Source organism: Actinoallomurus iriomotensis, assembly GCF_030269445.1.
GTDB classification, from domain to species: domain Bacteria; phylum Actinomycetota; class Actinomycetes; order Streptosporangiales; family Streptosporangiaceae; genus Actinoallomurus; species Actinoallomurus iriomotensis.
In genome coordinates this window covers 879,354-898,226 of sequence record NZ_BSTJ01000001.1, presented here as the reverse complement: position 1 = coordinate 898,226, position 18,873 = coordinate 879,354, and the positions used below count along the sequence as shown (strand labels likewise).

16 protein-coding genes are annotated in these 18,873 nt (G+C 71.6%); 10 read left to right on the top strand and 6 right to left on the bottom strand.

The annotated features are described in order from the left end of the window. Positions 1 to 20: 20 nt before the first annotated feature. The gene (locus QSK37_RS04240) at positions 21 to 740 is read left to right on the top strand and encodes a dienelactone hydrolase family protein (RefSeq protein ID WP_285617647.1); all 720 of its coding nucleotides are present in this window, start codon (positions 21 to 23) and stop codon (positions 738 to 740) included. An 11-nt stretch (positions 741 to 751) separates the two neighbouring features. Here the strand turns inward: QSK37_RS04240 and QSK37_RS04235 are convergent, their stop codons facing one another. Together QSK37_RS04235 and QSK37_RS04230 are read right to left on the bottom strand one after the other, a co-directional pair. Beyond that, positions 752 to 1,846: a DmpA family aminopeptidase gene (locus QSK37_RS04235; protein WP_285617645.1), complete on the bottom strand. Its 1,095-nt coding sequence runs from the start codon at positions 1,844 to 1,846 to the stop codon at positions 752 to 754. Next, on the bottom strand, positions 1,843 to 3,480 hold the full coding sequence (locus QSK37_RS04230) for a PucR family transcriptional regulator (protein WP_285617644.1): 1,638 nt from the start codon (positions 3,478 to 3,480) through the stop codon (positions 1,843 to 1,845). Before QSK37_RS04230 ends, QSK37_RS04235 begins: the two co-directional genes overlap by 4 nt. 38 nt (positions 3,481 to 3,518) lie before the next feature. Here QSK37_RS04230 and QSK37_RS04225 point away from each other — a divergent pair, with 38 nt between their 5' ends. The 5 genes from QSK37_RS04225 to QSK37_RS04205 all read left to right on the top strand — a co-directional run bounded on the left by QSK37_RS04225 (position 3,519) and on the right by QSK37_RS04205 (position 9,020). Then, positions 3,519 to 3,794 carry a 4a-hydroxytetrahydrobiopterin dehydratase gene (locus QSK37_RS04225; protein ID WP_285617643.1) on the top strand — a complete coding sequence of 92 codons (276 nt, stop codon included), beginning with the start codon at positions 3,519 to 3,521 and terminating at the stop codon, positions 3,792 to 3,794. A 100-nt stretch (positions 3,795 to 3,894) separates the two neighbouring features. Further along, on the top strand, positions 3,895 to 5,157 hold the full coding sequence (locus QSK37_RS04220; protein WP_285617641.1) for an aspartate aminotransferase family protein: 1,263 nt from the start codon (positions 3,895 to 3,897) through the stop codon (positions 5,155 to 5,157). Continuing rightward, complete coding sequence (locus QSK37_RS04215) at positions 5,154 to 6,650, top strand: CoA-acylating methylmalonate-semialdehyde dehydrogenase (protein WP_285617640.1); 1,497 nt, start codon at positions 5,154 to 5,156, stop codon at positions 6,648 to 6,650. The genes QSK37_RS04220 and QSK37_RS04215 overlap by 4 nt, the downstream gene beginning before the upstream one ends. Before the next feature lie 555 nt (positions 6,651 to 7,205). Then, entirely contained in the window at positions 7,206 to 7,538 is a 333-nt protein-coding gene (locus QSK37_RS04210; RefSeq protein WP_285617638.1) for a hypothetical protein, read from the top strand. A 300-nt stretch (positions 7,539 to 7,838) separates the two neighbouring features. Beyond that, on the top strand, positions 7,839 to 9,020 hold the full coding sequence (locus tag QSK37_RS04205) for an ABC transporter substrate-binding protein (RefSeq protein ID WP_285617635.1): 1,182 nt from the start codon (positions 7,839 to 7,841) through the stop codon (positions 9,018 to 9,020). A gap of 102 nt (positions 9,021 to 9,122) precedes the next feature. Here QSK37_RS04205 and QSK37_RS04200 read toward each other — a convergent pair whose 3' ends face one another. Then, positions 9,123 to 9,383: a hypothetical protein gene (locus tag QSK37_RS04200; protein ID WP_285580966.1), complete on the bottom strand. Its 261-nt coding sequence runs from the start codon at positions 9,381 to 9,383 to the stop codon at positions 9,123 to 9,125. A gap of 213 nt (positions 9,384 to 9,596) precedes the next feature. After that, positions 9,597 to 10,313, bottom strand: coding sequence for a TetR/AcrR family transcriptional regulator (locus QSK37_RS04195; RefSeq protein WP_285617634.1), 717 nt, complete (start codon positions 10,311 to 10,313; stop codon positions 9,597 to 9,599). Between the two features lie 109 nt (positions 10,314 to 10,422). Here QSK37_RS04195 and QSK37_RS04190 point away from each other — a divergent pair, with 109 nt between their 5' ends. Together QSK37_RS04190 and QSK37_RS04185 are read left to right on the top strand one after the other, a co-directional pair. After that, entirely contained in the window at positions 10,423 to 12,540 is a 2,118-nt protein-coding gene (locus QSK37_RS04190) for an MMPL family transporter (RefSeq protein ID WP_285617632.1), read from the top strand. A 107-nt stretch (positions 12,541 to 12,647) separates the two neighbouring features. Next, positions 12,648 to 14,660, top strand: coding sequence for a WD40 repeat domain-containing serine/threonine protein kinase (locus tag QSK37_RS04185; RefSeq protein WP_285617631.1), 2,013 nt, complete (start codon positions 12,648 to 12,650; stop codon positions 14,658 to 14,660). A gap of 4 nt (positions 14,661 to 14,664) precedes the next feature. On the opposite strand, the gene QSK37_RS04180 is transcribed toward QSK37_RS04185, so the two are convergent. Both QSK37_RS04180 and QSK37_RS04175 read right to left on the bottom strand, forming a co-directional pair. Beyond that, the gene (locus tag QSK37_RS04180) at positions 14,665 to 15,189 is read right to left on the bottom strand and encodes a GNAT family N-acetyltransferase (protein ID WP_285617629.1); all 525 of its coding nucleotides are present in this window, start codon (positions 15,187 to 15,189) and stop codon (positions 14,665 to 14,667) included. 109 nt (positions 15,190 to 15,298) lie between these two features. After that, a complete protein-coding gene (locus QSK37_RS04175) occupies positions 15,299 to 16,282 on the bottom strand; it encodes a trypsin-like serine peptidase (RefSeq protein ID WP_285617628.1) in 984 nt (327 codons plus the stop codon). A 166-nt stretch (positions 16,283 to 16,448) separates the two neighbouring features. Between QSK37_RS04175 and dxr the strand changes: the two genes are divergently transcribed. Continuing rightward, positions 16,449 to 17,636 carry a 1-deoxy-D-xylulose-5-phosphate reductoisomerase gene (dxr, locus tag QSK37_RS04170; protein ID WP_285618878.1) on the top strand — a complete coding sequence of 396 codons (1,188 nt, stop codon included), beginning with the start codon at positions 16,449 to 16,451 and terminating at the stop codon, positions 17,634 to 17,636. Beyond that, positions 17,633 to 18,820: a M50 family metallopeptidase gene (locus QSK37_RS04165; RefSeq protein WP_285617627.1), complete on the top strand. Its 1,188-nt coding sequence runs from the start codon at positions 17,633 to 17,635 to the stop codon at positions 18,818 to 18,820. The genes dxr and QSK37_RS04165 overlap by 4 nt, the downstream gene beginning before the upstream one ends. The last annotated feature ends 53 nt before the right edge of the window (positions 18,821 to 18,873 follow it).

Here is an 18,873-nt window from a genome sequence, read left to right as displayed (position 1 = left end):
CTAGGCCCTAGGCTGCCCGCATGGCGGCAACCCGTGTGGAGCAGGTGACGGTCCCCGGCGGCGCGTACGACCTGACGGTCTGGCTTCCCGGCTCCGGCGGCGGGCCGGGAGTCCTGCTCGTCCCGGAGATCTTCGGCGTCGGCGACTACATCCACGCCGTGGCCGAGGACCTCACCGGCCTTGGGTACGTCGTGGCGGCGCCGGACCTGTTCTGGCGGCTGAGCCCCGGCTGGCGGGCCGTACACGACGAGGAGGGCGTCGCGCGCTCCCTCGAACTCGGCGGGCGCCTCGACTTCGAGCAGAGCGTGGCCGACGCCGCCGGCGGGCTGCGGCACCTCATGGCCCTGCCGGAGGTCGCCCGTGGCGAGGCGACCGGGACGGCGGGCATCCTCGGCTTCTGCCTCGGCGGGTCGATCGCCTACTTCCTCGCGGCCCAGAACGCCGCGGCCGCGGTCGTGTCCTTCTACGGCTCGGAGGTGCCCGGCCGGCTCGACCTGCTCGACGCGATCGAGTGCCCGCTGCAGTTCCACTTCGGCGGCAGCGACCCGTACATCCCGCGCGCGGACGTGGCCGAGGTCGAGAAGGCGGTCCGCGGCCGGCCGAACGCCGAGATCCACGTCGAGGAGCAGGCGGGGCACGCCTTCCACAACCGGAAGGCGCCGATGTTCCACGACCCGGAACCGGCGGCCCGCGCCTGGCGCCGCGCCGAGGAGTTCCTCGCCCGCCACCTGCCCGTCTGACGCCGCCGGGATCAGCGCCGGTCGACGAACTCCAGCAGGCGGTCCGGGTCCAGGGCGTACGCGGTGACGCCGTCGCGGCCGGTCATCGTCTCGGCCGCCAGCAGGGCGTTCACGACGGCCTCCTCGGTGGCCTCGATGACACCGTGGAAGAGCGGGTCGAGGTACGCGTCGGCCAGCACGTCGACCTGGAAGACCCGCGGCGGCTCGGTGCCCGGCGCGTCGGAGGGCAGCCGGCCGCGGTTCGCGGTGGAGAACGCGAGGAAGCCGTCGCCGCTGAAGTTCTCCCCGGCGCCGCCCGTACGGGCGATGCCCAGGCCCGCGCGCTGGGCCAGCCGCCGGCACTGGTGGGGCAGCAGCGGCGCGTCGGTCGCCACGATCGCGATCACCGATCCCGCGCCCTCGGCCGCCGGCGCCACCGGGCGCGGCACGTCGTCGATCCGCACGGGGACGCCGTCGACCGTGAGGCGTTCGCGCCGTCCGTGGTTGGCCTGCAGGAGCACGCCGACCGTCCAGCCGCCCTCCACGACGCGCGAGGACGTGCCGATGCCGCCCTTGAAGCCGTGGCAGATCATGCCGGTGCCGCCGCCGACGTTGCCCTCGGCCACCGCGTCGCCGGGCCCGCTCCGGGCCGCCGCCTCGTACGCCTCGCGCACGTGGGCGGCGGTCACGTGGCCGCCATCGATGTCGTTGAGCACGCCGTCCCAGGTCTCGCCGACGACCGGCAGCCCCCAGGAGCCGTGCCCGCGGCCCCGGCGTTCGACGTCGATGAGCGCGTCGCGGACCACGCCGACGCTGTGGGTGTTGGTCAGCCCGATCAGCGTGGTGAGCATGCCCCCGTCGTGGATCCACGCGGTGCCGGTGATCTCGCCGTTCCCGTTGAGCCAGTGGAAACCGGCGTACAGCGGCTCGTCCTCCAGCACGCCGTCGTGCGGCAGGACCACCGTCACGCCGGTACGCACCGGGCCCTCGCCGACCCGCAGCGGCCCGTCGCCCCGGATGATCGTCGTGTGCCCGACCCGGACACCGGCCACGTCGGTGATCGCGTTCGCCGGTCCGGTGTCCGCGGTGCCGATCCGGATCCCGAGGTCACGTGCGCGTTCTCTCAAGAGCGGTCCCTTCGTACGGAGTCGAGTGCGAGGAGGGCGACGTGCAGGGACGCGCAGGACTCCACGTCCTCCAGGTCCGTGTCGAGGACCCGTTCGATTCGCCGCAGCCGTTCGTACAGGGCCGGGCGTGACAGGTGGGCCCGCTGGGCCGCGAGCGCCTTGTTGCGCCCGCTGTCGAGGTAGAGCGCGAGCATGTGGACGAGGTCGCCGCCGCGGCGTGCGTCGTGGGTGAGCAGCGGGCCCAGCTCGCGTTCGATGAAGGTCTGCAGCCGGGCGTCGTCGCGCAGCAGGTGCAGCAGCCCGCGCAGGCGCAGGTCGGGCAGGCGGTAGAACGGCCGCTCGTCGCCTCGCCGCGCGGCCACGTCGGCGACCTGCTCGGCCTCCAGGAACGAGCGGCGTACGTCGCGGATCGACTCGACGATCGACCCGGCCGCCATGACGAAGCCCCGTCCGGCGTCCGCGGCGCCTCCGACGGAGCGGTGGGCGCGCAGCCGCTTCGCGACCTCGCGCAGGATCCGCTCGTCCTCGGCGCGGGCGGGCAGCGAGGCCAGCACTCCGACCCGTGCCTGGGGCGACCCCTCGTCGAGGGCCCCGACGAGGGCGGCGAGACTCGCGTCCCGGCAGGCGGCGGCGGTCGCGTCGGCCAGCTCCGCGAGCGGCGGGAGCTCGGTCGTGCCGGCGGGGCAGGGGAGCACCACGATGCCGAGGAGACGGCGCCCGGTGAGCGGCACACCGAGGGCCCGCGCGCGTGCCGCGGCCTCCTGCGGGTCGGAGTAGGCGTGCGCGAGGATCCCGGCGATGACGGAGCCGTGGGCCTGGCGTTCGAGGCTCTGGGCGTGCTGGTCCAGCAGGCGCCCGAGCGCGAGAGTCGTCGCCGCGCGCTCGATCAGGACGACGTCGCGCGGGGACGGCGGCCCCTCACCGGCGATGATGAGCCGCCCCCAGTCCTCGCCGCGCGCCCCGACGACGGTCACGAGCCACCGGGACGACGCGTCGTAGGCGGTGCGTTCCTCCGTGCGCACCGCGCGGGAGCGGGTCTCCCAGCTCGCCAGCAGGTCGGCGGGGTCGGTGCCCGCGGCGTCGGCGGCCAGCACCTGGTGGGCGAGGTTCTCCAGCACCACCGGACGGCCGGACAGCCGGGCCGCCTGGCGGACGACCTCGTCGGGCGGCGCCCCGTCCACCGACAGCTGCGTGAACACCTCGTGCAGCTTGTCCGAGGCGCGCAGCTCGGCGAGCTGCGCGTCGATGATCTGCGCGTGCACGGCCTCGGTGACGTCCACGAACGGTGTCTCACGCGCCCAGGCGATCAGCGGCAGCCCGTACTCCTCGGCCGCGGAGATCAGCGCGGCCGGCAGCGTGCTGGCGTACTTGCGCCCCAGCTCCACGATGAGTCCGCAGGCGCCGACCTCGGCCAGCTCGGCGACGTACCGCCGCAGCCGGCCCGGCTCGTCCGGCAGCGCGATGCCGGTGGTGAGCACCAGCTCCCCGCCGCGCAGCAGGTGGGCGATGTCGGTGACCTCGGCGCTGTGCACCCACCGCACGCGGGCGTCGAGCCGGTCCGCGCCGGCCACGACACGTGGCTCGCCGCGTCGTACCGCGTCCAGGTGCAGAACGTCGGCCAAAGTGGGCAGCACATTCGTGATGTTATGAAACGGGAGAGAGGAGTGCCGAAATGAAGCGGTTGAGCGTGGCCGAGATCGAGCGCGAGCTGGCCGGGACGCCGGGCTGGGAGCTCGTGGAGGACTCCATCGTCCGCACCGTGAAGTTCCGGGACTTCAAGGAGGCGATGGCGTACGTCAACCGGGTCGCCGAGGTGGCGGAGGAGCTCAACCACCACCCCGACGTCGAGATCCGGTGGAACGTCGTCGTCCTCACCCAGACCACCCACGCCGCCGGCGGCCTTACCGAGCACGACTTCCACCTCGCCCGGCGGCTCAACGCGCTGTGATCGCCGGCTCGCCGAGGATGACAGGCTGCCAGGCGCGGAGCGCGATTCCTGACACTGTGCTGCCTGGCGCTTGGCACGGAAGGACAGGAAGACTCTAGACATGTCGGACTTGCTTGCACGCCATCGCGCGGTCATCCCCACCTGGGTGACCCTCTACTACGACGAGCCCATCGAGATCGTCAGCGGCCGGGGCAACCGCGTCACCGACTCCGAGGGCCGTACCTACCTCGACTTCTTCGCCGGCATCGTGACCAACACCCTCGGCTACGACATCGCCGAGGTGCGCGAGGCCGTCGAGCGCCAGCTCGCGACGGGGGTCGTGCACACCTCGACGCTGTACCTCCTGCGCGGGCAGGTCGAGCTGGCGGAGAAGATCGCCCGGCTGTCCGGCATCGAGAACGCCAAGGTGTTCTTCACCAACTCCGGCACCGAGGCGAACGAGACGGCGCTGCTGCTCGCGACGTACACCCGTAAGTCCAACCAGGTGCTCGCGATGCGGCAGAGCTACCACGGCCGGTCGTTCGGCGCCACCTCGATCACCGCCAACGCCTCGTGGAAGAACAGCGCGCTGTCGCCGCTCAGCGTCTACTTCCTGCACGGCGGCGACCGGCACCTCGCGCAGTTCCGCGGGCTGTCGGACGACGACTACGTCAAGGTGTGCGTGGAGGACCTGCGGCACACGCTCGCCACCGTCGTCGGCGGCGACGTGGCCGCGCTGATCGCCGAGCCGATCCAGGGCGTCGGCGGCTTCACCGCGCCGCCCGACGGGCTGTACGCCGCCTACCAGGAGGTCCTCGCCGAGCACGGCGTCCTGTTCATCGCCGATGAGGTGCAGACGGGCTGGGGCCGTACCGGGCAGAACTTCTGGGGCATCCAGAACCACGGCGTGACGCCCGACATCATGACCTTCGCCAAGGGGCTCGGCAACGGCTTCGCGATCGGCGGTGTGGTCGCCCGCGGCGAGCTGCTCGACGCGCTGCACGCGACCGGGCTGTCGACGTTCGGCGGCAACCCGATCTCCACCGCGGCCGCGAACGCCACGCTCGACTACATCCTCGATCACGACCTGCAGGCGAACGCCGCCAAGGTGGACGAGCGGATCATCGACGGGCTCCGGGCCGCGGGCGCACGGCTCGACGTCGTCACCGACGTGCGCGGCAGGGGCCTGATGTTCGCCATCCAGCTGTCCTCACCGGAGGCGGCGAAACGCCTGCTGGAGGCCACGAAGGCCCGCGGGCTGCTCGTCGGCAAGGGCGGCCTGTACGGCGACACCGTCCGGATGGCGCCGCCGCTCACGCTCACCGAGGACGAGGCGGAAGAGGGCCTGAACATTCTCATCGACGCGCTGGAAGAGATTTCATGACCGATGCACGGATCACCCACTGGATCGGCGGCAAGCCCTGGAGCGGCACGGCCGAGCGCCGGGGCGACGTGTACGACCCCGCGACCGGGCAGGTGAGCGCGCAGGTCGACTTCGCGACCGCCGACGACGTCTCCTCGGCCGTCGCGACGGCCAGGGAGGCGTTCCCCGCGTGGCGTGACACCTCGCTGAGCAAGCGTTCCGGCATCCTGTTCGCCTTCCGTGAGCTCGTACGGGAGCACCGGGACGAACTGGCCGCGCTGATCAGCGCCGAGCACGGCAAGGTGCGGTCGGACGCGGCGGGCGAGGTGGCGCGCGGGCTGGAGGTGGTGGAGTTCGCCTGCGGGATCCCGCACCTGCTCAAGGGCGGCTTCTCCGAGAACGTCTCGACCCGGGTCGACTCCTACTCCATCCGCCAGCCGCTGGGCGTCGTCGCGGGCATCACGCCGTTCAACTTCCCGGCGATGGTGCCGATGTGGATGTTCCCGGTGGCGATCGCGACCGGGAACACCTTCGTGCTCAAGCCGTCGGAGAAGGACCCCTCCGCCTCGGTCCGGCTCGCCGAACTGTGGCGGGAGGCGGGCCTGCCCGACGGCGTGTTCAACGTCGTGCACGGGGACAAGGTGGCGGTCGACTCCCTCCTCGCGCATCCGGACGTACGCGCGGTGAGCTTCGTCGGCTCCACGCCGATCGCGCGCTACGTGTACGAGACCGCCACGTCGCACGGCAAGCGGGTGCAGGCGCTCGGCGGGGCCAAGAACCACATGCTGGTGCTGCCCGACGCCGACCTCGACCTGGCCGCCGACGCCGCCGTCTCGGCGGGCTTCGGCTCGGCGGGGGAGCGGTGCATGGCGATCTCCGTGGTGGTCGCCGTCGAGCCGGTGGGCGACGAACTGGTCGCCAAGATCAAGGAACGCGTCGCGCGGCTCCGCGTGGGCCCGGGCACGTCGCCGGAATCGGAGATGGGCCCGCTGGTGACCCGGCAGCACCGCGACAAGGTGGCGTCCTACCTCGACGGGGGCGTCGCCGAGGGCGCCACACTGGCCGTCGACGGGCGCTCGCACCCGATGCCCGAGGGCGAGGGCTTCTGGCTCGGGCCGACGGTCCTCGACCAGGTCAGGCCGGAGATGACCTGCTACCGGGACGAGATCTTCGGCCCGGTCCTGTCGGTGGTGCGCGTGCCGTCCTACGACGCCGCGATGGAGGTCATCGCGGACAACCCGTACGGGAACGGCACCGCGATCTTCACCAACGACGGCGGCGCCGCCCGCCGGTTCCAGAACGAGGTGGAGGTCGGCATGATCGGCGTGAACGTGCCGATCCCGGTGCCGATGGCGTACTACTCGTTCGGCGGCTGGAAGGCGTCGCTGTTCGGCGACACCCACGTCCACGGCACCGAGGGCGTGCACTTCTACACGCGGGGCAAGGTCGTCACCGCCCGCTGGCTCGAGCCCGAGCACGGCGGGGTCAACCTGGGCTTCCCCACCAACGGCTGAGCGACCCGCCGGCGACCGGGCGAACCCGGCTCCGGTCGCCGGCGGCGCCGGTCACGGCTCTCCGGCGGCCTCGGCCGAGCCCCAATAAAGGCGCGTCGGTTTTCGTAATTATGCGCACCTTTTGGTGGTCTCACCTTTTCGCCGGGCGGAAAAGACGGGGTTCCCGGATTTCGCGGCGCACGCTGCGGGTTTTCCGGGCGGGGCGAAACGCGCTGCACGGTGATGTGGCCGAGAAGGGGCGGCCTCGGAGGGTGGTCACCGGCCGCCGAGTAGGTCACCATGGCCTCAGGGGGACCGCTCAACAGGTCCAAGGCGGACGGCGCCTCGGCCGGCGCCGTCGAAACGCAGTCCGTGGACGGCGGGGAAGATCTTTTCTGTCGCCATGCCGAGCGTGGCGTTGAACAGCGCTTTTGTCCTGCCTAACTTCGTTGACTGGGCAAACTACAAACAATAGCTAGGCCTCTTGACCTCCTCTGTGGCATACGACACACTTCGTACTGTCGACTTTTGCTTCTCGCGAAAAATAAGACGTTCCCCGGTCGTCAGGGAGCCCCCATGTCTGCCGACGAATCGCTCGACCAGCAGCCGTATTCGTTACTGGCCATGCTGGCGGCACGTTACCCGCACTGGACGATCTGGTTCGGGCAGGCGACTCGTCACTGGTGGGCGCTCCCGCCGCACGAGCGGGGATCGAACCACTTCATCGAGGCCATCAACTTCATCGAGGCCATCAACGTGAAAGAGCTGGTCGAGTCGATCGAGGTCCTCCAGGCACGCCGCCGTGTGCCGGGCCCGGCACCGCAGCCGGGCGGCATTCTCTTCGGCGAGGCCGAGACGTCACGGGCCGGCCGGGTTCCGGCGGCCGCGTGGCCCGGTGGCCCGCGATGACCGCTCATTCACCGGCCACCGACCGCCGCGGTCTCCGCCGCCTCCAGAGCCGCGGTCTCGGGCGAGCGATTTTCAGTCGCGCCGCCTCCCCCTCCAACACCTCCGTGACAGGCGTGACTGCAGAGGGGTGCTCACCCGAGGCCGCATGACGCCCGGACAACCGCGTAGCCCCCGGCGCGGTTGTCCGGGCCTCTCCCTTTCTCCCCGCTTCCCACCGGCGTTGATCCGGACCACGTGCACATCCGCTCCCGTACGTCGTTACGCTCACCGCAGAGGTTCCAACGCGACGAACGGAGCGGCATGAGGCGTTCGCGGATGCTCGCGGCGGCCGTGATGGCCACCGCACTAGGTCTCGCGGGCTGCAGCGGCGGGGGCGGCGAGGATGTCCGGCGCACCAAGGAGGTGCGGGCCGCGCAGACCATGGGCCAGGGCGAGGGCCTGGTCTCCCTCGTGAGCTGGAACGGCTATGCCGAGAGCGGGGGGAACGACCCGCGCGTCGACTGGATCACCCCGTTCGAGAAGAAGACCAAGTGCCAGGTCAAGATCAAGTACGCGGCGAACCCGCAGGAGATGCTCGACCTGATGTCCAAGCCGAACCTCCACTACGACGGGGTCGCGGCCACACCGGAGATCGCCGGCGAGCTCATCGCCTCCAAGCAGGCCGTGCCGATCAACACCGATCTCATCGACGACTACAAGGACCTCGAACCGGAGCTGCGCTCCCAGCTCACCGTGAAGGGCAAGCACTACGCCGTGCCGTTCACCTGGGGGGCGAACCTCCTCATGTACGACCCGCGCACCGTGCGCCCGCAGCCGGACAGCTGGGCGGCGCTGTTCGATCCGGCGCAGGCGAAGAAGTACGCCGGGCACCTGGTCGTGCGCGACAGCCCGTTGACGCTGGGCGACGCCGCGCTCTACCTGCGGTCGCACAACCGCAAGCTGCACATCAAGGACCCGTTCGCGCTCACGCCCAAGCAGCTCGCCGCGGCGGGCGCGCTGGTGGCCAAGCAGCGGCCCATGGTGAAGACCTACTGGCTCAACCCCTCGGACGCGATCGCGGCGTTCGCCACCGGCGACGCGGCGCTGGGCGAGGTCTGGCCGTACCAGGTCGACGTGCTGAGCCGCAGCGGAAGGCCGGTCGCGGGCGTCACGCCGCGCGAGGGCGTGACCGGCTGGATGGACGCGTGGATGATGAGCCCCCGCGCCGACCATCCCAACTGCATGTACCAGTGGCTCAACTGGGCGAGCTCGCCCGAGGTGCAGCAGCAGGTGGCCGAGTGGGACGGCGTCGCGCCCGCGAACCCGGACGCCTGCGCCCGTGACCGGCTGCGCCCGCAGTTCTGCAGCGCTTACCACGTGGGGGACCGCGGCTACCTGAGCAAGGTGATGTTCGCCCGGATGCCGGCGGCGAGCTGCGTGAACAGCAAGAGCTGCGCCGACTACGCGGACTGGAACCGCGCCTGGCAGGACGCCCGCGGCTGACCGGCCCCGGACATGTGAAGAGACGCGCGCCCGGCCGCCCCCGCCGGGCGCGCGTCTCTCATGAGCGTCCTGGGCTCCCCCCGGACTCAGGACGCTCTCCAATTAGGCTCTGGTCAGGCTCTCTTCCAGGCTTTCGGTTCGCCTGGCCGGCCGGCGCGCGGTGGCTCGTCGGCGTACGGGCTGCGGGATGATCCGCAGGGCCGGCACACAGTCGTCGCACGCGAACACCCGCGAATCGTCCGGCAACCGGCCCACGTGGGCCCTCGGCCGCGGCCACTTCTTGTGGCACACGACGCAGGCCTCTCCGTAGCGCTGCGCGGCGGTCAGACCGTCCGGGTCGAATGTCGGACCGGAACGGGCCATGAAGCTCAGCTCCCCCCAACTTCGTCGGCTCCGCTTCGGCTCCATTTCTATCGCCGTGAAGGTGTTTATTCAGTCGCCGAAATCGCAAAGCACGGCAAAACTGCGGCAACGGCCGATTACCTTACGCCGCGACCGTCCCACCGGACCAGAATCCGGAATGCCGACCACAAACCACCTGGTCACACCCTCTTGCCGACGTAGCGCGGGCGACCTTCAGGGCAGGTCCTTCTTCAGCCCGATGGTCTTCGCCAGGTCATTCAGTTCGGCTTCGAACAATGGATTCATGTCGTCGATCATGAAGTCCATGTGACCGAAGACCTCAATGGCCACCAAGCCGTACAGGCGCACCCAGGACCCCGCGAACAGCCGGATGACGCCCAGCGGGGCGTCGTCGTCCTCTCCGCAGCACGCGGTGGCGAACAGCCGTAGCTGACGCCTCAGCGCAGGCGGGATCTCCTCGTCCGGCGGCACGGGGAACGGCTGCCGCCGCCAGAGTTCGATGAACAGGGCGAAGAAGATGGCGCCCAGCCGTCCGCCGGCCTGCTGCACGCCGGCCTCCTCGGGCTCGGTGAAGCCCGGCACGGGCGCGCCGAAGACCATGGCGAACTCCGGCCGGTGCTCCAGCGACCAGTCGCGGAAGGCGCGGGTCACCGCGACGAGGCGCCCGTCGAGGTCGTCGGCGGGCAGCGCGTCGCGCGCCACCTCCATCGCGTCGCACATCTCGTTCGTGTACGTCTCGATCATCGCGGCCAGCAGGTCGTCCAGGCTCGCGTAGTACCGGTAGAGCGCCGGGGCGGTCATGCCGAGGTCCCGGGCGATGCCGCGCAGGGAGATGCCGGACGGGCCCTGGACGCGCAGGTGCTCCCTCGCCACTTCCTTGATCTCCAGCAGCGTCGCGTCGCGCATGCGTTCCCGGCGGGTCGTCGGCACGGTTCTCCCTTGACGGTCGTGAACAGTGTGTGCTTGAGTAAACGCCGTTAACGGTAAACGGTGTTTACTCTTGCTATCACCGATAACAGACTACTCGGAGAGCAGGCACATGTTCGAATCTCTCGGCCGCTTCGTCCAGCGGCGACGCCAGTGGGTCATCGTCGGCGCCCTGGTCCTGATCGCCGCCGCCTCCGTGTGGGGGACGGGGGTCTTCGGAGCGCTCAAAAACGGGGGCTTCGACGATCCGAGCTCCGGTTCCTCCCACGCCGCCAAGATCATCAACGACCGGATCGGCCCGGCCGACGACGAGCTGGTCGTGCTGTACGAGAGCGCGTCCGCGACCGTGGACGACCCGGCGTTCCGCGCCGCCGTAACCGGCACCCTGGCCCGCCTTCCCTCGGCCGACGTCCCCCACGTCACCACCTACTGGAACACCGGCTCTCCGGCACTGGTCTCCCATGACCGGCACGCGACGTACGCCGCGATCCGGCTGGCCGGCGCGGACCTGCCGGATCGCCTGAAGACCTACGACCGGATCCGCGACCACCTGGCCGCGCCGGGGCTGCGCACCTTCCGCGGAGGCGTCATCGGCACCAACGCCGAGCTGAGCCGGCAGACCTCCGCCGGCCTCGCCCGCGCCGAGATGATCTCGACGCCGATCCTGCTGCTGCTGCTCGTGGTGATCTTCGGCAGCCTGGTGTCGGCGCTCCTGCCGCTGGCCATCGGCGGCGTGGCGATTCTCGGCGCGTTCACCGCGCTGCGGCTGATCACCCTCGCCACCGACGTCTCCACCTTCGCGATCAACATCGTGACGATGCTCGGGCTGGGCCTGGCCATCGACTACGCCCTGTTCATCGTGACCCGCTACCGCGAAGAGCTGCGCCGCACCGACTCCGAGCGGGAGGCGCTGGTGCGGACCATGGCCACCGCCGGCCGTACGGTCGCCTTCTCCGGCATCACGGTCGCCATCGCGCTCGGCGGCCTGCTGTTCTTCCCCCAGATGTTCCTGCGGTCGATGGGCCTCGGCGGCATGGCGGTCGTGCTCGTCGACATGCTCGCCGCGCTCACCGTCCTGCCCGCGCTGCTGGCGCTGCTCGGCCGTCGCGTCGACGCGCTGCGGTTCGGACGCCGGCGCCGGGGCGAGAACAGCCGGGACGAGCGGGAGCGGGGTGCGTGGTCGCGGCTCGCGGGCAGCGTGATGCGGCGGCCCGTCGCGTACGCCACCGGCTCGGTGCTGGTCCTCCTCGTGCTGGGCGCGCCGTTCCTCGGCATCCGGTTCGGCGGTATCGACGTGCGCGCGCTGCCGCCCGGCGCCGAGCCGCGCACCGTCTCGGCGACGCTCGACCGCGACTTCTCCCACGGCGCGCTGTCCCCGATCGACGTCGTCGTCGCGGGTGATGTGGCAAAGGCGGACCTGGACGGGTACGTCGGCCGCCTGCGGGGCGTGCGCGGGGTCGCCGGCGCGGACGTCGCCGGTACGGGCCGGAGCGCGACGCACGTCGCGGTGCGCACGCCGGCCGACCCGCAGTCGGAGCAGGCGCGCGACCTCGTCCGGCGGATCCGCGCGCTGCCCGCCCCGGGACAGGTGTACGTCGGGGGCCAGAGCGCCGAACTCGTGGACCTGCTGAGCAGTCTCGGCCACGTGCTGCCGTGGACCGCGCTGTTCGTCGGCGTGGTGACGTTCGCGCTGCTGTTCGCCGCACTCGGCTCGGTGGTGCTGCCGCTCAAGGCGCTCGTGATGAACGCCCTGTCGCTCAGCGCGGCGTTCGGCGTGATGGTCTGGGGCTTCCAGGACGGGCACCTGGCCGGCCTGCTCGGCTTCACCTCCACGGGGGCGGTGGAGGCGTCGCAGCCGGTGCTCATCCTCGCGGTGGCCTTCGGGCTGTCGATGGACTACGAGCTGTTCCTGCTCAGCCGGATCCGCGAGGAGTGGGACCGTACGGGGGACAACGCCGCCGCGGTCGCCGCCGGGCTCCAGCGCACCGGCGCGATCATCACGAACGCCGCGCTGCTCCTGGCCGTCGTGATCGGCGCCTTCACCACCTCCGGGATCATGTTCATCAAGCTGATCGGAGTGGGACTGCTGACCGCCGTGGTGGTCGACGCCACGCTCGTACGGGCGCTGCTGGTTCCGGCCACGATCCGCCTGCTGGGGCGGGCCAACTGGTGGCTGCCCAGCCCGCTGCGCCGCCTGCACTCCCGCGTCGCCCTCAGCGAGGCCGGTTAGCGGAGGCGCGAGCCGGGCCGCCGCGGTCCGGTGGATCGAGGTCGATCCACCGGACCGTCTCCGCCGGAAGGGGTATTTCCCCCGGCGATGACGCTATTTTTCGTTATATGAACACTGGTGTCGGGGCGGTGCTGGCGGGCCGGTACCACATCCTCGGGCAGCTCGGCCGGGGCGGGATGGGCGCGGTGTGGCAGGCCCGGGACGTCGACCTCGACCGTCTGGTCGCCATCAAGGAACTCCGGCTCCCCGAGCACGTCGCCGCGGAGGAACGCCGCGTCTGGTACGCCCGGATGGAACGCGAGGCGCGGGCCGCGGCCCGGCTGAGGCACCCCGGCATCGTGACGGTGTACGAGCGCGTGCTGGGCGACGACGGGCGCCCGTGGATCGTCATGGAGCTCATCCAGGGCGGCTCCCTGCAGGACCTGCTCCGCGAACAGGGACGGCTGCCCGTCCCGCAGGCCGCCGCGATCGGCGGGCAGGTGCTGGCGGCCCTGTCGGCGGCGCACGAACGGGGCATCGTGCACCGCGACATCAAGCCCGCCAACGTCCTCCTCGAGGGCGACCGGGCCGTCCTCACCGACTTCGGCATCGCCGCACTGGACGGCGACGCGACCCTCACTCACACCGGCACGCTCCTGGGCACGCCGGCCTTCATGGCACCCGAACAGGTACGCGGCGACCGCGCCACCCCTCGATCGGACCTGTGGTCCCTGGGCGCCACGCTGTACGCCGCCGTCGAGGGCCATCCTCCCTTCTCCGGGCCCACGCACGGGTCCGTCTTCATCGCCATCGCGACCGAGAACCCCGCCCCGCCCGTGCACGCCGGCCCGCTCACCGAGGTGCTGGCGGGGCTGCTGCGCAAGAATCCCGCCGAGCGGCTGACCGCCGACGCCGTCCGTGGCCTGCTCACCTCCATCACGGACGAGGAGCGACCGCCGAGCCGGCCCGACGCGACGCCGGCGCTCGCGCCACCGCAGGGGACGGTCCCGCGCCCGGCCGCGGGACCACAGCCGCCGACTCCCTGGTCGCCGCCCGTCCGTACGCTGGTCCGCCGGCCGGGCCGGACCCGGACGGCGGCCGTCGCGCTGGCGGCCGGCCTCGCCCTCGTCGCGGCCGTCACCGCGGGCGGCTGGATGGCGTGGTCGTCGGATTCGGGGCACCATGCCGGAAGGGCCGGTCGCTCCGCCCGCGCCACGGCCACGTCCGCGCCGCGTGAGATGACCCTGTCCACGGGCGACAAATGCATCTTCGACCTGGCGTTCGCCCCCGACGGCAAGAGCCTGGCGAGCGCCGGCGAGGACGGCACGATCCGGCTTTGGGACGTGGCCACCGGCTGTCAGACGGCGACGCTGCTGAACGAACCGGGCGACGAGAAGTTCCACGTGCTGTTCAGCCCCGACCGCAGGACCCTGGTCACCGACGGCGAACGCAACGGCGAACTCCGGCTGTGGGACGTGGCCACCCGTCGTGTCATCGCCACCCTCACCGACCCGGACGGGGCCTCGGTCGACTCGCTGGCGTTCAGCCCGGACGGCGGCACCCTCGCGGTCGGCGCGGACATCATCCCCACCATCGGCGATCCGGGGACCCGCCTGATCCGGTTCTGGGACATGCGCGACCGGCGTGTCACCGCCACGGTCTCCGGCATGAAGTACGCCATGGACACACTCGCGTTCACCCCGGACGGCGGGACGCTCGCCTACCCCGACAACAAGACCGTCCGGCTCATGGACGTCGCCACCCGCCGTGTCACCGCCAACCTCACCGGCCACGACGACTTCGTCCGCTCGGTGGCGTTCAGCCCGGACGGCAAGCTCCTCGCCAGCGCCAGCGACGACCACACCATCCGGCTCTGGAACATGTCCACTCACCGGTCGGACGCGGTCATCACCGGCAGCGAGGGCGGCAGCATCGCCTTCAGCCCGGACGGCACGACTCTGGCCGCCCGCGGCGGCGATGACACCAAGGTCGTTCGTCTCTGGAACGTCGAAAGCGGCGACCTCGACGCCTCGTTCACCGGTCACACCGACACGATCTACCCGGTGGCGTTCAGCCCGGACGGACGGACCCTGGCGACCGGCGCCAACGACGGCACCATCCGGCTCTGGAAGGTGAGCTGACCCGTCAGCGGGACGGGCGCCCGATGGCCGGCAGTGCCTTCTCGAAGCAGACGCTGGGCGAGGGCCGCCGCCCGAACGGCGCGATACGGACGTAGCCGCGCGAGACGTACAACCCGGCGACGCGCAGATCGGCCGCCGCGAGGCGGACGACCGCGAACCCACGCCGCCGGGCGAGATCCTCCACCCCGGCCAGCAGCAGCCGCGAGAGGCCCTGCCCGCGGTACGGCGGCCGTACGTAGAGGCGCTCGACCTCGGCGGTGTCGTCGGCGATCCGCCGCAGCCCGGCGCAGCCGACCGGGCCGTCCGGCGCGTCCGCCCGCCGGGCGACGACGAACACGACTCCGGCGTCGGGCACGTGCCCGCCGTACGGGGCCGCCCCGGACCGGGGACGGGGAACGACCACCGGGCCCATCACCTGGCCGATCACCGACGCGTCCGCGCGTGGCCGCGCCTCCGCCAGGAGACCGGTCACGATCGGGTCGTCGAACGAGGCCACGACCAGCTCGACGCGCGCGCTCCGCTCGCTCATGAGCCCTCCTTCGTCGGGGAGAGACCGGGCGCGCGTGCTCATTGACTCACTCGCTCCGCTCGCTCATGCGGGACAACAGTAGGGATCCGGGGGCGGGCAGGCCCGTATTTCACGCCTGCTGGGCGCGGTCGTACATGCGGCGGATGGCGTTCCCGAAATAGGGGCCGTACATCGTGGCCGGGTCGTCGGCGTACTTGAAGCTGCTCACCGACGTCACGACGCCCGTGCCGGTGCCCGCGTCGAACCGGGTCAGCCACGGTCCGCCGCTGGAACCCTCGGTCATGTCGCAGCGCAGCCCCTCGTCCTTGGTGATCTTGTGGGAGTCGGGGTAGGTGCGTCCGCTGCAGTAGGTCAGCCGCTCACCGTCGTACCGCCCGCCGGCGGGGTAGCCGAAGCCGTACACCAGCGCGCCGCGCGGCTGGTCGAAGGCGATGCCCTGCGCGCCGACCACGTCGGTGACGTGCCGCTTGCCGGAGGTCGACAGCGCGACGAGCGCGACGTCGTAGTTCTCGTCGCCGCGCGTCGTCCACGGCCCGGGCACGAACAGGTGACGGGCGGGGAAGGCGCCGTACGGCCGGCGGCCCTGGTCATAGCCCGGCACGTAGATCCAGTGCTCGGCCCAGTTTCCGGCGGCGTCCCGCGCGCAGTGCCCGGCGGTGACGACGAGGTCGCGGTTGGCGCTGGCGACCGTGCCGGCGGAGCAGACGTAGTCGCCTCCGTTGATGGTGAAGAAGACCTTGCCGGTGGTGGCGCGCACGGCGCCGCGCGAGGTCCAGGGTGCGCCCGGGGTCGCGACGGAGCGGCGGCTGGACTGCTGCTCGGGCACGCTGCCGGGGATGGTGACGGGGGTGCCCGCGGCCGGCCCGCCGTCCGCGCCGCCCTTGGCGGACAGGTGTGAGCGCTGCGGGGGGACGACGGCGCGCCGCATCCGCTCGACCGTCCAGTAGCGGAGGGTCGCGGACGACGCGGTCGCGATCACGTGGTCGGTCACGGCGGTCACACCGGGCGCCGGATGCGAGGTCGCGGAGCCGAGCATGCCAAGGGCGGCGCTGACGGCGGGGACCACGAGAGCGAAGGGGGATCTGGTGAACATGAGCCAAAAGTGTGCAGCACCGAGGGTGATCACAGGCTCACTTTGAGTAAAACGGCGCTCGTGATCGGGTGATGTGTGCTTTGACCTCGCGGCGCCGTCCGGTCCTGGTGAGAATGGAGGAGTGATTTACGAGGAGAACTCCGCCGCGAGCGGTCCGAAAGACGTCGTGATCCTGGGTTCCACCGGGTCGATCGGCACGCAGGCCATCGACGTGATCCGGCGCAACCCCGACCGGTTCCGCGTGACCGGGCTGGCGGCCGGCGGAGGCCGGGTCGACCTGCTGGCCGCGCAGGTGCTGGACCTGCGCCCCGAGGTCGTCGCGGTGGCCAAGGGCTCGGCCGCCGAGGACCTGCAGCTCGCCCTGTACGCCGAGGCGCAGAAGCGGGGATACTCCTCCGGCGACTACCGCCTGCCCCGGCTCCTCGCCGGCCCGGCCACCATCGCCGAGGTGGCGGCGTGGCCGTGCGACATCGTGCTCAACGGCATCGAGGGCGCGGCGGGGCTCGCCTCGACCCTCGCGGCCCTCGACGCGGGGCGCGTCCTCGCGCTCGCCAACAAGGAGTCGCTGATCATCGGCGGGCCGCTCGTCCGGCAGCGCGCCAAGCCGGGCCAGATCGTCCCGGTCGACTCCGAGCACTCGGCGCTCGCGCAGTGCCTGCGCGGGGGAGACCGCGGGGAGGTGCGGCGGCTCGTCGTCACCGCGAGCGGCGGCCCGTTCCGCGGCCGGAGCCGCGCGGAGATGGAGGATGTCACGCCCGAGCAGGCGCTCGCGCATCCCACCTGGGCGATGGGCCCGCTCGTGACGATCAACTCCGCCACGCTGGTCAACAAGGGCCTGGAGGTGATCGAGGCGCACCTGCTCTACGACGTGCCCTTCGACTCGATCGAGGTCATGGTGCACCCGCAGTCGGCCGTGCACTCGATGGTGGAGTTCGCCGACGGCTCGACGATCGCGCAGGCCAGCCCGCCCGACATGCGCCTGCCGATCGCCCTGGCCCTGGCGTGGCCCGACCGGGTGCCGGACGCCGCCCCCGGCCTCGACTGGACCCGCGCGCACACCTGGGAGTTCTTCCCGCTCGACAACGAGGCGTTCCCCTCGGTACGCCTCGCGCGCGAGGTCGGGGCGGCCGGCGGCACCGCGCCGGCGGTCTACAACGGCGCGAATGAGGAGTGCGTCGCGGCGTTCCTCAACGGAAGCGTCAGATTCCCGGCGATTGTCGACACCGTCGCGCGGGTAGTGTCGGAGCACATGAGCGGATCCGGCGCCCGTACACCGGCCGCGCTGACGCTCGACGACGTGCTGGCCGCCGACGACTGGGCACGGACCCGGGCACGGGAGCTGACGACTGGTTGACCCACCTCTACGGCCTCCTCGGAGTCGTCGCCTTCGTGGTGGCGCTCCTGCTGACCGTCGTGCTGCACGAGGCCGGGCACCTGATCACCGCGAAGCGCTTCGGCATGAAGGCGTCGCAGTTCTTCGCGGGGTTCGGTACCACCCTGTGGTCGCGCCGGCGGGGTGAGACGGAGTACGGCATCAAGGCGATACCGCTCGGCGGCTTCGTGAAGATCGTCGGCTACACCCCGCTGGAGGAGGTCGACCCCGCCGACGAGCCGCGGGCCTTCTACCGGCAGCCCGCGCCGCGCCGTGCGGCGGTCATCGTCGCCGGCGTGGTGATGAACCTCCTCCTGGCGTTCCTGTTGCTGGTCGGGCTGGCCGCCGGGGTCGGCCTGCCGTCCGACCGCGCCGCCACGACCGTCGTACGGCGCGTGTCGCCCTGCGTGACGGCCGCCGCGACCTGTGCCGTCCGCGACCCGGAGTCCCCGTCGAAGAAGGCGGGCCTGCGGGCGCACGACCGGATCGTGTCATTCGGCGGACGCCCGGTGCGCGACTGGGACCAGCTGTCCGCGGCGATCAGGGACACCAGCCCCGGCCGCCCGGTGACGGTCGTGGTCGAGCGGAACGGCCGGCGGCTCTCCCTGCCGGTGACCGTCGCGGCCCTCGACGGTCGCGGCTACCTGGGGGTGGAGCCGGTCGCGCGCACGCGGCGGCTCGGCCCGGTGGCCTCGGTCCGGTTCGCCGGGCGGTTCATGGGCGACATGACGGTCTCGGTCGCCAAGGTGGTCGCGGACATCCCGCACGCGATCCCCAAGCTGTTCGGCCACGAGCGCGCCAGCACGCCCGGCGGCCAGGCGGGGAGCATCGTCGGCGGCGCGGAGGCGTCGGGACAGGTCTTCTCCTCCAGCGACACGTGGCGCGACAAGCTCACCTCGTTCGTCCTGCTCATCGTCTCGCTGAACCTGTTCGTCGGGCTGCTCAACCTGGTGCCGCTGCTGCCGCTGGACGGTGGTCACCTCGCGGTGGTCTGCTACGAGCGGATCAAGGCCCTGGTCTTCCGCGTGCGGGGGCGGCCGGATCCCGGGCCGGTCGACATGACGAAGCTCATGCCGCTGACGTACGTCGCGGTGACGCTGCTCGTCGGGCTCGGGGTTTTGCTGATTCTCGCCGATGTCTTCAACCCACTCAAAGTGCCTCAATAGACCCTTCGGGTCCGCATAACTCCACCCGTTGCCTAGGCTTATACCTGTACGTC

Bases quoted from the DNA above. Each gene is read 5' to 3' on its own strand.
- QSK37_RS04180 (WP_285617629.1), bottom strand. From the start codon at position 15,189: ATGAGCGAGCGGAGCGCGCGCGTCGAGCTGGTCGTGGCCTCGTTCGAC.
- QSK37_RS04185 (WP_285617631.1), top strand. From the start codon at position 12,648: ATGAACACTGGTGTCGGGGCGGTGCTGGCGGGCCGGTACCACATCCTC.
- QSK37_RS04190 (WP_285617632.1), top strand. From the start codon at position 10,423: ATGTTCGAATCTCTCGGCCGCTTCGTCCAGCGGCGACGCCAGTGGGTC.
- QSK37_RS04175 (WP_285617628.1), bottom strand. From the start codon at position 16,282: ATGTTCACCAGATCCCCCTTCGCTCTCGTGGTCCCCGCCGTCAGCGCC.
- QSK37_RS04240 (WP_285617647.1), top strand. From the start codon at position 21: ATGGCGGCAACCCGTGTGGAGCAGGTGACGGTCCCCGGCGGCGCGTAC.
- QSK37_RS04210 (WP_285617638.1), top strand. From the start codon at position 7,206: ATGTCTGCCGACGAATCGCTCGACCAGCAGCCGTATTCGTTACTGGCC.
- QSK37_RS04200 (WP_285580966.1), bottom strand. From the start codon at position 9,383: ATGGCCCGTTCCGGTCCGACATTCGACCCGGACGGTCTGACCGCCGCG.
- QSK37_RS04215 (WP_285617640.1), top strand. From the start codon at position 5,154: ATGACCGATGCACGGATCACCCACTGGATCGGCGGCAAGCCCTGGAGC.
- QSK37_RS04225 (WP_285617643.1), top strand. From the start codon at position 3,519: ATGAAGCGGTTGAGCGTGGCCGAGATCGAGCGCGAGCTGGCCGGGACG.
- QSK37_RS04220 (WP_285617641.1), top strand. From the start codon at position 3,895: ATGTCGGACTTGCTTGCACGCCATCGCGCGGTCATCCCCACCTGGGTG.
- QSK37_RS04205 (WP_285617635.1), top strand. From the start codon at position 7,839: ATGAGGCGTTCGCGGATGCTCGCGGCGGCCGTGATGGCCACCGCACTA.